The sequence below is a fragment of the Caulobacter sp. 10L414 genome, assembly GCF_056395525.1.
The window spans coordinates 1-13,066 of record NZ_JBFTJR010000025.1 but is presented as its reverse complement, the minus strand read 5'-3'; the positions used below and the strand labels follow the sequence as shown (position 1 = coordinate 13,066).

Below are 13,066 nucleotides of genomic sequence, written 5' to 3'. Positions count from 1 at the left end.
TGGCCTCCTAGTTCATGGCCAGGGTGTTGATCTGCAGGATGGGCAGCAGGATCGAGAGGACGATGGTCGCCACCACGCCGCCGAGCACGACGATGATCGCCGGCTCCAGCAGGCTCAGGAGGGTGGCGGTGAAGGTCTCGAACTCGCGCTCGAGATACTCGGCGGCGCGGGTCAGCATGGCGTCGACGCGGCCGCTGCTCTCGCCGCTGGCGGTCATGTAGACGAGCACCGGCGGGAAGACGCCGGTGCGGCGCATGGCGGTCGACAGCGAACCGCCCTCGCGGATGCCGGCGATCATGGCGTCCATGCCGCCGCGCAGGGCGGCGTTGCGCACGGTGCCGGCCGTAAGGATCAGGCCCTCCAGCATCGGCAGGCCGCTGGCGATCATGGTCGCCAGCGTGCGCGCCAGTCGCGCGGCGTGGACGTTGCGGATCAGCTGGCCGACGAACGGCAGGCTCAGAAAGAAGCTGTCGGCGCGCAGCTTGAAGGCCGGGTTGCGCAGCGCCCGCCAGTAGGCGACGGCCAGGCCGGCGACGATCAGGGCGACCAGCCAGCCGAAGTTCTGCAGAAAGCCCGACAGGCCGATGACGATGCGGGTCAGCAGCGGCAGGGTCTGGCCCATGCTGTCGAACTGCTCGACGACCTTGGGAATGACGAAGACCATCAGCACGGTGACGACCAGGCAGGCCACCAGGGCCAGCACGGCCGGATAGACCAGCGCCGTGGTGATCTTGGCGGCGACCTTCTGCTGCTGGTCCAAGAGGTCGGCCAGTCGCTCCAGGATGGTCGGCAGCGCGCCCGAGGCCTCGCCGGCGGCGACCATGGCCCGATAGAGCGGCGGAAAGGCCCCGGTCGGCCGCGCCAGGGCGTCCGACAGGCGGTAGCCCTCCAGCACCGCGGCGTGCACCTGCTCGACCACCCGCTTGAGCTTGGGCCGATCGGCCTGCAGCGCGATGGTGCGCAGGGCCTCCTCCAGGGTCGAGACGGCGACCAGCGTGGCAAGCTGGCGGGTGAACAGCGACCGGTCGCGCCCGCCCAGACGATCGCCGAACATCCCCTGCCCGCCCGTGGGCGCGACGGCCGCGTGGGCCTGCACCTTCAGCGGCGCCAGGCGGCGGCGCTCCAGCTGGTCGCGGGCGTCGTCCTCGTCTCGGGCCTTGATCCGCCCCGAGCGCGTCGCGCCGGCGAGGTCGAGGGCGACATAGTCAAAGCTCGCCATCGCGCGCCCCCGCCCCGGTGATGCGCAGCGCCTCCTCGACCGTGGTCAGCCCTTCCAGCACGTAACGGCGGGCCTCGTCCCTCAGCGCGACCTCGATGCCGACTTCGGCGATCTCGTCTTCGGACGCGTTCTGGCCGATCAGGCGGCGCACCGCATCGTCGACGCGCAGGGCTTCATAGACGCCGATGCGTCCCTGGAAACCGGTGTGGCTGCACTCGGCGCAGCCGACCGGACGCCTCAAGGGCGTTCCGACGGGGACGTCGACAAGCGCGGCGGCCGCCGTGTCGGCGGGCTCCTCGACCGAGCAGACGCGACAGAGCCTGCGCACCAGGCGCTGGGCGATGATCAGCCGCATGGTCGAGGCCAGCAGGAACGGCTCCACGCCCATGTCGCGCAGGCGGACCACGGCGCCGGCGGCGTCGTTGGTGTGCACGGTCGACAGCACCAGATGTCCGGTCAGGCTGGCCTGGACGGCGATCTGGGCGGTCTCGGCGTCGCGGATCTCGCCGACCATGACGGCGTCCGGGTCCTGGCGCAGGATGGCGCGCAGGCCGGCGGCGAAGGTCATGCCGACCTTGGTGTTGACCTGGGTCTGGCCGACGCCGTGGACGGCGTACTCCACCGGATCCTCGATGGTCAGGATGTTGCGGCTCTTGTCATTCAGAAGGCCAAGGCCGGCGTACAGCGTCGTGGTCTTGCCCGAACCGGTGGGACCCGTGACCAGCACGATGCCGTTGGGCTCGCGCAGGGCCTGCTCCAGGGCGGCGAGCATCCGCGGCGACATACCGAGATCCGACAGGCCCAGGCCCGCCTGCTCCTTGTCGAGGATCCGCATCACCACCCGTTCGCCCATACGGGCCGGCAGGGTCGAGACGCGGACGTCGAGGCTCTTGCCTCCCAGCGCCAACGAGATGCGGCCATCCTGCGGGATGCGCTTCTCGGCGATGTCGAGCTTGGCCATCACCTTGACGCGCGAGACCAGCATGGCGGCGATGCGCGGCGACAGGCTGAGGATCTCGCGCAGCACGCCGTCGACCCGCAGGCGCACGACCAGGGCCTGCTCGTAGGGCTCGACGTGGATGTCGGACGCGCCCGAGCGCACGGCCTCGGCGATCAGGCCGTTGATCAGCCGGATCACCGGGGCGTCGTCCTGCGGGTCGAGCAGGTCGGCGGCCGTGGGCATGTCCTCCAGCAGGTGGCCCAGCGAGCCGTCGAGGTCGTCGCCGGAAGCCGAGGCGAGCCCCGCGCCCGCATAGACCTCGGAGAACTTGCGATCGAAGGCCGGGGTGGCCAGCGGCTGGAGCTTCAGCGGCACGCCCAGCGCGCGCCGCGCCTCGATCAGGGCCAGAGGATCGAAGCCATCGCGCAGGCCGAAGGTCGCCTCGCCGTCCAGCGACAACAGGACCAGGCCGTGGCGCTTGGCGAAGGCGTAGTCGAGCACCGTCATTGCGGCCGCGCCGGGGCTGGCGGCGGCGGCAGGGCCGCGGGAGACGTGCGCTGGAAGTCGCGGAGCACCGCGCCCAGCGAGCTGTCGCCTTCCGGCGTGGTCAGGGCGCTCTCGCGGCGCATGCGGTCGAGGCGCGGGTTGGTGACGGCGCGGGCGTCGTCCACCGTCCTGATGATCCGAGGGCGGATGAAGACCATCAGGTTGGTCTTGCCGCGCTCGCGGGCGGTGCTGCGGAACAGACCGCCGATCCCCGGCAGGTCGCCAAGGCCAGGCACCTTCTGCACCGACGAGGTCTCGGTCTGGTCCAGCAGGCCGCCCAGCACGACGATGTCGCCGTCGTCCACGAGGGCCGTGGTCTCGATCTCGCGCTTGTTGATGATCAGCTCGCTGGAGCCAACGCTGACCGGCCCCGCCACCGCCGACACTTCCTGGCGCAGGAACAGGGTGATGCCGCCGCCGGCGTTGATCTGCGGCTTGACCTCCAGCTGCACGCCGACGTTCTGGCGCTGGATGGTGCGGAACGGGTTGGAGTTGGCGTCGCCCAGCACCTCGCCGGTGGTGATCGGCACTTCCTGGCCGACCAGGATGCGGGCCTCCTCGTTGTCGAGCGTCATGATCGACGGCGTCGACAGGAGGTTGGAGCCGCTGTCCTTCTTGACCGCATTGACGATCGCGCCGAACAGCACGTCGCCGCTGCGGCCGGCGACGCCGCCGGTCACCCCCGAGGCGTTGAGCAGCGAGTTGATCGCGGCCTGGCGCATCGAGGTCACGGCCTCGGAGTCGCCGTCCTTGGGATCGCCCGCCGCGATCGCACCGGCCAGCGGCAGCAGGCTGGGCGAGGCGTTGGTGTAATTGGTGGCCATGAACGGGATGGTTCCGTTCGTGCCGCCCAGCAGCAGCTGCACGCCCAGCTGCTTAGCGGCGTCGTCGGAAACCTCGACCACGATCGCCTCGACCAGCACCTGCTCGCGGCGCACGTCCAGCTGGCGGATCACCTCCGAAAGGGTGCGCTGCAGTTCGGGCGGCGCGTTGATGATCAGGGCGTTGGCCCCGGGGTAGCGGGCGACGCTGGCGCGAGCGCTTCCAGGGATCGCCGTCGGGGCGGAGACGGCCGGGGGAGTTGCATTGACCGATCCCGCCACGCCGCCGGCCGAGCGGCCCACGCCGGGCGCAACACTCGACGGCGCCTGGCCGACCAGTTGCTGCAGCACCGGCAGCATCTGCTCGGCGTTCGCGTGGCGCAGAAAGACGACCCGCACGTCGTCGCTGGACTCCGCCCGGCGGTCGAGGTCGGCGATCAGCGGCAGCAGCTTCTGGACCGCGTCGGGGTCGCCGCGCAGCAGCACCGAGTTGCTGCTCTCGACCGCGACGACCGTAACCGCGCCCCTGCCCGCCTTGCCGTCGGCGCCGGGCCCGGCGATCAGGTCGTTCACGACCTGGGCGATCTCGCGCGCCGAGCTATTGGTCAGGGTCACGGTATGGACGGCGGCGCGGTCCTGGTCGACCTGGGCCAGCAAGGCCCGGATGCGGCGGACATTGTCGGCGTAGTCGGCCACGACCACAGCCCCGCCCCGGGCATTGGCCACCACCTGCCCCTGCGGCCCGACCAGGGGCTTGAGCATGTCGGCCGCCGTCGCCGCATCCAGCGTGCGCAGGCGGAAGACCTCGGTGGAGAACTGGCCGCCAGCCGCGCCGGGCTGGCGGGCGGCGTTCTCGGACGGCTCAATACGGTAGACGCCGCCGCCTGCCGGGGTAGCCACGAGGTTGTTGGCGCGCAGCGTGGCCAGGAACAGTTCGAACAGTTCGCGGCGGTCCAGCGGACCGTTGCTGGTGACCGACACCGTGCCCTTCACCCGCGGATCGATGACGAAGGTGGTGTTGGTGGTCTTGGCCACATCCTGGATGAAGGCGCGTATCTCGGCGTCCTGGACGTTCAGCACCTGGGTCTGGGCGAGCGCGGGCGCGGCCGACGGCAGGGCCAGCGCGATCGAGGCGGCCGCGGCGAGGATGCGCAGCGTGGGAGCCTTGGTCATGGACGTTCCGGAAACGAGAGGGTCATGCGGGCGCCGGCCCGCGAGAGTTCGACATGGTCGGCGGCGACGGACGCGAGGGTGACGCCGTCGACGATGCTCTCGCCCACGGCGTAGGACTTCTGGACCCCGTCGGGGCCGGCGATGATCGCCGAGCCGCCGCCGTCGGTCTGGCGCACGCCGAACAGCCGGAAGCCCTCGACGCCGGCCGCGCCGCCGACGCGCGAAGACGCCCCGGCCGAACCGAAGGCGTCGAAGGTGGCGAGGATGCTGGGATCGGCCGCTTTCTGGATCGGCGCGGCCTTGAGCGCCAACGGCGGGGGCGGCGCAGCGAAGATCCAGACGAGCCGCGCGATCTGCAGCGCCAGGACGAGCAGCACCACGAGTTCGAGCGCGACGAACGCTCGTCCCGCGTGGGTCCTGAATGTTTCGGTCAGCTTGGTGAGCATGGGGATCGGCTTGGTCGTTCAACGGCGACGAGCGCTCCCCGCCCGCCAGGGCGAGGAGCGCCGTCGATCGGTCGCGGTCGGTCCTGGCGAGACCTAGAACCGCGTGGAGAGCGAGACCGAGAAGGTCTGGCCCAGATCGTAGGTGTTGGCGTCCACCCGGCCGCCGCCCAGCACCTGGTATTCCTCGAAGTCTTCGCCGAGCAGGTTGCGGGCCTTGAAGGTGAACTCCAGTTCGCGGTCCCTAACGTCGAAGGCCTTGCGGTAGGTGAAGTCGACCGTCACGCCGGGCTCCTGCACCAGGTCGGGCTGGTCGGGGCGACCGCGGGCCGAGATCCGCTTGCTGACGTAGGTGGCCAGGATCGTCGCCTGCGAGCGGTTTTCCTCGTCCTCCCAGCCGAACTGGATGTTGGCCAGGTGCTTGGAGAGGCCCTGCAGCTGGCTGCCGTCCTTGACGTAGTCGAGCGCCCGGCGCGGCGCGCCGGCCCCGGCCAGCGGGTAGACGACGTCGTCCTCGCCCACCTTCACCTGCGAGTCCGAGAAGGTGTAGTTGGCGCCGACCAGCCAGCGCTTGCTGCCGAAGAAGGCCCCTTCGAACGGGCTGTCGAACAGCTTCTTGAAGTCCAGTTCGAAGCCGTAGAGCGAAGCCTTCGGCGCGTTGACGTAGGTCTGGACGATCGTCGAGCCCTGCTCACTGACCACTGACTCCACCGGACGATCCAGATCCTTGTAGAACAGGCCGCCCGACAGATACTGGTTGGCGGCGAAGTACCATTCGACGCGGGCGTCGAGGTTCAGGAGCTCGGTGTCCGTCAGGTACGGATTGCCGATGAACAGGCGGTCGCTGTCCGGATCGAAGTACTGCTGGGGCGCCAGTTCGCGGAACTGGGGACGGGCGATGGTCTTCGAGGCGCCCAGCCGCAGCTGCATGTCCTCGGCGAAGTTGTAGGTCAGGGTCGCGGCCGGCAGGACGTAGGTCTCCTCCAGCGCGGTCGGCGTGGCGGCCGCGCCGCCGAACAGGTCGACGACCTGCACGGTCTGCTCGGCGTCCTCGACCCGCAGGCCGAAGGAGGTGCGCAGGCGCGGCAGGAACTCCGCGTCGACCTGGAGGTAGCCGGCGTGGACCTTGAGGCCCGCCTCATAGGCGGCCGCGCCGTCGCCGCCGGTGATCTCGGTGAAGGTCAGGTAGCCCTGGGCCAGGTTGTAGTCCGACAGCAGGAAGTCGACCCGCTCGCGCTGGATGGCCAGCGGAATGGCGCCGCCCTGGTAGCGGAAATCGCGGCGTTCGGCGTCGCGCTCGTTGTCCAGATAGGCGTAGCCGCCGCTGAACTTGGCGTCACGACCGCTGCTGAGCGGCAGGGTGTAGGCCAGGTCGAAACCGGCGCTGGCCATGGTGTCGTCGAGCGTGCTGAAGCTCGTCGAGTTCTGCTCCTGCGAGGCGGAGTGGTAGTAGGCCCCGTTCTCCAGGCGGTAGCGGATGAACTTCTCGTACGGCGCGTCGCGCTCGGACTTGGCGTAGGAGCCGCGCCAGTCGAAGTTCCAGGCGCCGAACTCGTGCTTGCCCGACAGCTGGGTGTCGTAGAGGTCGCGCTCGAACCACTCGGTGTAGGAGTCGAGCACTTCCTGGCCGGCGGCGTAGTCCTCGCCGGCGCGCTGGCGGGCCGACTTGGTGGTGTTGTGGACGTAGAGGTTCGTCCAGCGCACCTGGTGGTCGCCCCACTCCAGGCCCAGGCCCAGCAGGCCGTTGACCGTGACGTTGTTGCTGGTGTTGCGGAAGTCGTAGCTGGTGCGGGGCTCCAGCACGCCGTTCTGCTCGAGACCCTGCTGCTGGACGCCTTCGCGCGAGCGCCAGCTGTTCTCGAAGCCGGCGATGGCGACCACGCCCAGGCGCGCGCCCGAGGCCAGCTCGAACGAGCGGCCGGCGCTGAGGTCGGCCGAGAAGTTGGCCGGGATCTGGTTCTTGACCTGGATGAGGTTCAGCGGCGCGTTGACCAGGCTCGAGCCGATGCGCACCAGCTCGGCGTTGGTGAAGTTGGCCGGGTTGATCCGCTTCTTGGTGGCCAGCGCGTTGCGCAGGTCGCGCGGCATCTTCCGCGTCCCGTCGTCGTAGCCGAGGAAGTCGGTGTCCGAACCGTAGTAGGTCAGGCCCTTGTTCAGCGTGGTCTCGGTGTTGCCGCCCGTGCCGAGCTCGACCTCGAAGAACGGCTCGTCGGGAACCGCCACGGTCTGCAGGTCGATGACGCCGCCGCCGAACTCGCCCGGATAGTTGGGCGAGAAGCTCTTTTGCACCGTGGCGCCGGCCAGGATGCTGGACGGGAAGAGGTCGAGCGGCACGACGCGCTGCAGCGGCTCGGGGCTGGGCAGAGGCGAGCCGTTCAGCAGGGCCGACGAGTAGCGCTCGCCAAGGCCGCGCACATAGACGAAGCGGCCGGAGACCAGGCTGAGGCCGCTGACCCGGGTCAGGGCCTCGGCGGCGGTGCCGTCGCCGGCGCGCTTGAGGTCTTCCTGGGTCAGGAAGCTGGCGACCTCGGAGGTCGTGCGCATCGGCTCGGGAATGTTGCGACCAAGGACGAGAACTTCCTCGACCGCGTTGGGGATGTCCTCGGGCTCCAGCGCCGCGTACTGGCGCGGCGCGGGGGTTTCAGCCGCGCCCGGCTGCGGCTGGGCGGCGGAAGGCGTCTGCGCCATGGCGATCTGCGGCGCGACCAGCGCCGACGTCGCGAGCAGGAGGCCGCTCAGGGGCCGGAACAGCATGTTCATCACGGAAACCTTGGTGTTTGTCGGGCGTCGGGAAGCGGGGGCGGCGCACGGCCGCCCCCAACCGGATCAGCAGGTCGAGCCGCTGGTCAGGCCGCAGGTCCAGCCCTGCCACCAGGTGTCGTTGCCGTCCTTGACCGCCCCGATGTGGCCGGGGTTCACCAGGAAGCTGCTGAGGCTGGTGATGTTGGCGTAGGGCGTGCGGGCCGCTTCGTTGGCGCCGTTGATGAACGTGCCCGTCAGCGTCGAGGTGTGGCTCGACGTGTTGTTGGTTCCGGCGTTGAACATCGCCGCGACCCCCGTGGCGTCGACATTGGTGTCGTTGGTGAATGGCGTGGCGCAGGCCAGGGCCACCGAGTGGAAGGCGACCTGGGTGGTGGCGTCGTCGATGTCGACGCAGCCGGCGGTGCTGGCGGTCATCTGCACGACCGAGTTGACCCAGACGTTGTTGGTCGAGGTGTTGGCGACCAGCAGGTCGTTGCCCGAGCCGCGGCGGCCGATGACGGTCCAGTTGGCGAACTTCGGGTTCGAGCGCGGGGCGGCGCCGGCGCTGCTGGTTTCGAAGGCGCGGTTACCGCCGTTGGCGCGCTGGACGATGATGCCGAACTGCAGGGCGCCGTTGTAGCCCGTGTCGGTGTCGATGCTGTCGTCGTCGTTGCCGGTCAGGACCAGGTACTTGCCGTTGACGTTGCCGCCGAAGAACTCGATGCCGTCGTCGCTGCTGTTGTGGACCTGGATGTGGTCGAAGGTGGTGCCCGAGCCGACGCCGGCCAGGGTGATGCCGTTCAGCTCGTTGTTGGCGACGATGACGAAGCCCGAGTGCTGGACGCGCAGGTAGCGCATGACGCCGCTGTTGTCCTGCAGGCCGCTGCCGCCGTAGAAGGCGTTGGTGCCTTCGACCTGGGCCTCGCAGCCGGCCGTGCCCGGCGTAGCGCCGGCGCCCGAGCAGTTGCTGATCGGCGCGCGACCGAGGATCACCAGACCGCCCCACTGGCCGATCGAGTCGACGCCCGTCTGGCCTTCGATGCTCTGCTTGCTCGTGAAGACGATGGGGTTGGTGGCCGTGCCTTCGGCGAAGATCTGCGAGCCGCGGTTGACGACGATGTAGTCGAGGCCGGCCGAGCCGAAGACCTTCACGCCGGCTTCGACGGTCAGCACGCCCTTGGTGCGGCCGGCGATCGGCGCGTTCGGGTCGCCGCCCTGGTCCTGGCCGACGTCGACGCGGCCGCTGACCGAGTAGACGGTGCCGGCGCGCAGCGGCACGACGAGGGCGCCGGTGATCAGTTGCGGCAGCTGGCAGTTGCGCAGCGTGCCGTTGGCGACGGTGCCGACATTGGCGAAGCCGGTCGGGCAGTCCGCGGCCGGGGTGCCCGGAGGCGGCGTGGTCGGATTGGTCGGGTTCGTGCCGCCGCCGTTGCCGAAGCCGCCCTCGCCCGGCGAGGCGACGCCGTCGGCGCCGCCGCAGCCCGCAAGCGCCAGGGAGGCGCTCAGCGCAAGCGCGATCAAGCTAACGTTTCCAACGCGGTTCATGACGGTTCTCCATTGGCGCAGCCGCAAACAGGGCGGCGAAGACCCCCGGTCCCCACCAATGGAAAAGCCTCGCCCTTCCCGCCCTGGATCGGCGGGCTACAGAGCCGCGAAGACAGTTAGCCCAAAGTTTTGTGACACATTTTCTGAGCAATAATTTGATACAAAGCTGTAATGATCAAATTCGAAAAAGTGGCCGTATGTCTAAAATAGAGCGACACATGCGCTCATCTTCGGACATCTGCGCGAAGCGGAAATTATCGCAACGCCTGACCTTGAAGCGGCAGACCGATGACGCATTTCGGCTTCCAGTTGCCAGACGAACTCGCCGAACAATTCGACGCCTACGCCGCAACGTGCGGCGGGCGTTCGGCGGCGCTGCGCGCCCTCGTCTCGCAATGCCTGGCTGACGGACCTAGCCCGCCGCAACGCCCCGCGCCCGAACCCGTCAGCCAGGCCCAGACGAGTTCGGTCGCCGTGCTGCTCACCCGGGACGACCGGATGCGGCTGGACGAGGAGTGCCAGGTCACCGGCATGACCCGCGGCCAATGGCTGGCGGCCTGCGCCCGCAACCGGCTGCACGGCACCCGCCACTTCGGCCAGGTGGATCGCGACCGCATCGCGCGGATCGCCCGCGAGATGCGCGAGATGAAATCGAGCCTGCATCGCTACGCCAGCGCCATGCAGCGGGCCCCGCGCGACCTGGCGGTCGTGGAGAAGCACAGCGGCCTGATCAGCCACCTGTCGATGCAGGTGGAGCGCGGCCTGCGCGCCATCGAAGGCGCCTTCCGGGGCAACGACCATTACTGGGGCGGCAAGCCCGTCGAGGCCCGCCCCGCGGAGGATCGGCGCGCAGCCCCCGCCGCATCGGCGGCGGAGGCGTCGCTCTAGGCTATTCGGCCGCCGCAAGGGCGCCGGCGTAGCGGTTGGCCGGGACGTCGAGACCCAGGCTCTCGCGGAAGGTCGAACCCTCGTAGTCGGTGCGGAACAGTCCCCTGTCCTGCAGGATCGGCACGACCAGCTCGACGAAGGCCTCCAGCTGGCCCGGCAGGCTCTCGAACAGCACGAAGCCGTCGGCGGCGCGCCCCTCGAACCAGGCCTGCAGGCTGTCGGCCACCGCTTCGGGGGCGCCGACGAAATGCCCGCGCGGGGTTGCGAAGCGCAGGGCCGTCTCGCGCAGCGTCAGGTTCTCGGCCTTCACCGCGGCGACGATCCGATTGACCGCGCTCTGGTTCGAATTGGCCCCGAACGCGGCCGCCTCCAGCGGGAACGGACCGTCCGGGTCGTGCCGGCTGAAGTCGTACTCGTTGAACGGCCGGGCCAGCATCGACAGCGCGTTGTCGAGCGAGACGAGCTCGGTCAGCTCCTTGTAGAGCGCCTCGGCCTCCTGCGCGGTCCTGCCGACCACCGGACGGGCGGCGGGCAGCACGTGCAGCTGTTCGGGATCGCGGCCGTAGCCGGCGGCGCGGGCCTTGATGTCCTTGTAATAGGCCTGGGCCGCGTCGACGTCCTCGTGCGAGACGAAGATGGCGTCGGCGCGGCTGGCGGCGAAGGCCTTGCCGTCTTCCGACGCGCCGGCCTGGAAGATCACCGGCTGGCCCTGGGGCGAGCGGCTGATGTTCAGCGGCCCCTTCACCTGGAAGAACTCGCCCTTGTGGTCCAGTGTGTGCAGCTTGGCCGGATCGAAGAACTGGCCGCCGGCCTTGTCGAAGGTCAGGGCGTCGTCCTCCCAGCTGTCCCAGAGACCCTGGACGACGTCGAGATACTCGCCGGCCAGCCGGTAGCGGACGTCGTGGGCGTAGTGCTTGTCGCGGCTGTAGTTGGCGGCGCTGCCTTCCAGCCAGGAGGTGACGACGTTCCAGCCGGCGCGGCCGCCGCTGATGTGGTCCAGCGACGAAAACTGCCGGGCGACGTTGAACGGCTCGCTGTAGCTGACCGTCAGGGTGCCCACGAGGCCGATGTTGCTGGTCGCGCCGGCCAGGGCCGACAGGATGGTCAGCGGCTCGAAGCGGTTGAGGTAGTGGGGGCTCGACTTCTCGGTGATGTAGACGCTGTCGGCGACGAACAGGAAATCGAACTTGCCGGCCTCGGCGACCTGGGCCTGGCGCTTGTAGAACGCAAAATCGGTGCTGGCGCCGGGATGAGCGTCGCGATGGCGCCAGTCGCCCCAGCCGGGGCCGACCCCGTGCAGGATGAAGCCGAGCTTGAGTTGACGGGGCTGGGACATCGGGGCCGTTCCGTTGGCTGAAAGTGACGGGAACTGCTTACGAAGCCCCTCCCCCGCGATCCAACGAGATGGTCTCAAGCCCCTGATCAGGCTTGGAAATATGGAACATCCCCCTTGATCGTCACCCGCTCGACCACCCGCTCCACCGGCCAATAGTCGAGCACGGCGTAGTGCTGGGTGGCGCGGTTGTCCCAGAAGACGATGGCGTTCGGGCTCCAGCGGAAGCGGACCTGGTATTCGGGCGCCTTCACGCGGTCGAGCAGCTCGACAAGCAAGGCGGCGGCCTCGTCGTCGGGCAGGCCCAGGATCCGCGTCGTGAAGACCTTGTTGACGAAGAGGTGCGGCTGGCCGGTCTCGGGATGGGTGCGCACCACCGGATGGGCCTGCGGCGGATAGGCCGCGCGCAGCTCCTGGCGCTTGGCCTCGTCGATGCGGTAGCCGTAGCTCTGCAGGATGTCGTGCTCGGCCGAAAGGCCAGCCAGCTTGTCCTTCAGGGCTTGGGGCAGGTCGGCATAGATGGCCGCGGTGTCGGCGAACAGGGTGTCGCCGCCCGACGGCGGCAGGGTGCGGGCGCGCAGGACCCCGCCCATCGACGGCGCGTGGCGGAAGGTGACGTCGGTGTGCCACTTGTTGGCCGCCCGCACGATCGGGACGATGGCCTCGCGCAGCTTCATCCCGTCGGCGGCCTCGATGTGCAGGATCTCCGGAAAGCCCGGCACGTGGGCGGTGACGGGATGGCCTTCCAGGTCGCCGAAGTAGCGGCCGAAGCGGACGTGGTCCTCGTGGCTGATGTCCTGGTCGCGGAAGAACACCACCTTGTGGCGCAGCAGGGCCGCGCGGACAGCCGCGACGATCTCGGGCTCCAGGGGCTTTGTCAGGTCGAGACCCGAGATCTCGGCGCCCAGCACCGGCCCGGCGGGCGCGACCGTCAGGCCGGCGTAATCGGGCGCATCGCCCGCTGAGATCGGGGTCAAGGCGTTCATGGCGTCCTCCCAAGGACATCGCCGCTTTCGAGAACGGCGTTATCCTACTGTAGGCATGGGAATTGGATGGGCTCAAGTGCGGTGGGATCAGGACGCTCCCCCTGAAGGGGGAGCTGTCGGCGAAGCCGACGGAGGGGGACGTGATCGCGAAGGCGGCGGCTGCGTCGAAGTCATCAGGAACTTCCCCCTCCGGCCCTCCGTCCAAGATGCTCCCCCTTCAGGGGGAGGGTCTTGATCGGCGAACCTCCCCCTGTGGGGGAGGCGGCCGAAGGCCGGTGGGAGGCCGGTTTCAGCTTTCGAGGCGGCGGGTGAGTTCGCAGTCACTCCCCCCACCGATCGCTAAAGCGATCGCCTCCCCCACGGGGGGAGGTTCCTTGAGGGTTGGGCACAGGTTCTCGTGCTCCCGCGTTCGCACGCGTTAGGTCGGGGA

9 protein-coding genes are annotated in these 13,066 nt (G+C 69.3%); 1 reads left to right on the top strand and 8 read right to left on the bottom strand.

From position 1 onward, the window contains the following. Window positions 1–7: 7 nt before the first annotated feature. From gspF to AC1DCG_RS12030, 6 genes are all read right to left on the bottom strand, one after another. The gene (gene gspF, locus AC1DCG_RS12055; RefSeq protein WP_477036756.1) at window positions 8–1,219 is read right to left on the bottom strand and encodes a type II secretion system inner membrane protein GspF; all 1,212 of its coding nucleotides are present in this window, start codon (window positions 1,217–1,219) and stop codon (window positions 8–10) included. Beyond that, window positions 1,206–2,666 carry a type II secretion system ATPase GspE gene (gspE, locus tag AC1DCG_RS12050; protein WP_477030562.1) on the bottom strand — a complete coding sequence of 487 codons (1,461 nt, stop codon included), beginning with the start codon at window positions 2,664–2,666 and terminating at the stop codon, window positions 1,206–1,208. The genes gspF and gspE overlap by 14 nt, the downstream gene beginning before the upstream one ends. Continuing rightward, the gene (gspD, locus tag AC1DCG_RS12045; RefSeq protein WP_477041498.1) at window positions 2,663–4,699 is read right to left on the bottom strand and encodes a type II secretion system secretin GspD; all 2,037 of its coding nucleotides are present in this window, start codon (window positions 4,697–4,699) and stop codon (window positions 2,663–2,665) included. Before gspD ends, gspE begins: the two co-directional genes overlap by 4 nt. Continuing rightward, the gene (locus tag AC1DCG_RS12040; RefSeq protein WP_477030560.1) at window positions 4,696–5,145 is read right to left on the bottom strand and encodes a type II secretion system protein N; all 450 of its coding nucleotides are present in this window, start codon (window positions 5,143–5,145) and stop codon (window positions 4,696–4,698) included. The genes gspD and AC1DCG_RS12040 overlap by 4 nt, the downstream gene beginning before the upstream one ends. 93 nt (window positions 5,146–5,238) lie before the next feature. Next, window positions 5,239–7,902, bottom strand: coding sequence for a TonB-dependent receptor domain-containing protein (locus AC1DCG_RS12035; protein WP_477030559.1), 2,664 nt, complete (start codon window positions 7,900–7,902; stop codon window positions 5,239–5,241). Between the two features lie 66 nt (window positions 7,903–7,968). Continuing rightward, entirely contained in the window at window positions 7,969–9,405 is a 1,437-nt protein-coding gene (locus AC1DCG_RS12030) for a hypothetical protein (RefSeq protein WP_477030558.1), read from the bottom strand. A gap of 312 nt (window positions 9,406–9,717) precedes the next feature. Between AC1DCG_RS12030 and AC1DCG_RS12025 the strand changes: the two genes are divergently transcribed. Continuing rightward, a complete protein-coding gene (locus tag AC1DCG_RS12025; protein ID WP_477030557.1) occupies window positions 9,718–10,317 on the top strand; it encodes a hypothetical protein in 600 nt (199 codons plus the stop codon). 1 nt (window position 10,318) lies between these two features. On the opposite strand, the gene AC1DCG_RS12020 is transcribed toward AC1DCG_RS12025, so the two are convergent. Together AC1DCG_RS12020 and AC1DCG_RS12015 are read right to left on the bottom strand one after the other, a co-directional pair. Beyond that, complete coding sequence (locus tag AC1DCG_RS12020; protein ID WP_477030556.1) at window positions 10,319–11,653, bottom strand: LLM class flavin-dependent oxidoreductase; 1,335 nt, start codon at window positions 11,651–11,653, stop codon at window positions 10,319–10,321. A gap of 86 nt (window positions 11,654–11,739) precedes the next feature. Further along, on the bottom strand, window positions 11,740–12,636 hold the full coding sequence (locus AC1DCG_RS12015) for a TauD/TfdA dioxygenase family protein (RefSeq protein WP_477030555.1): 897 nt from the start codon (window positions 12,634–12,636) through the stop codon (window positions 11,740–11,742). Between the last annotated feature and the right edge of the window lie 430 nt (window positions 12,637–13,066).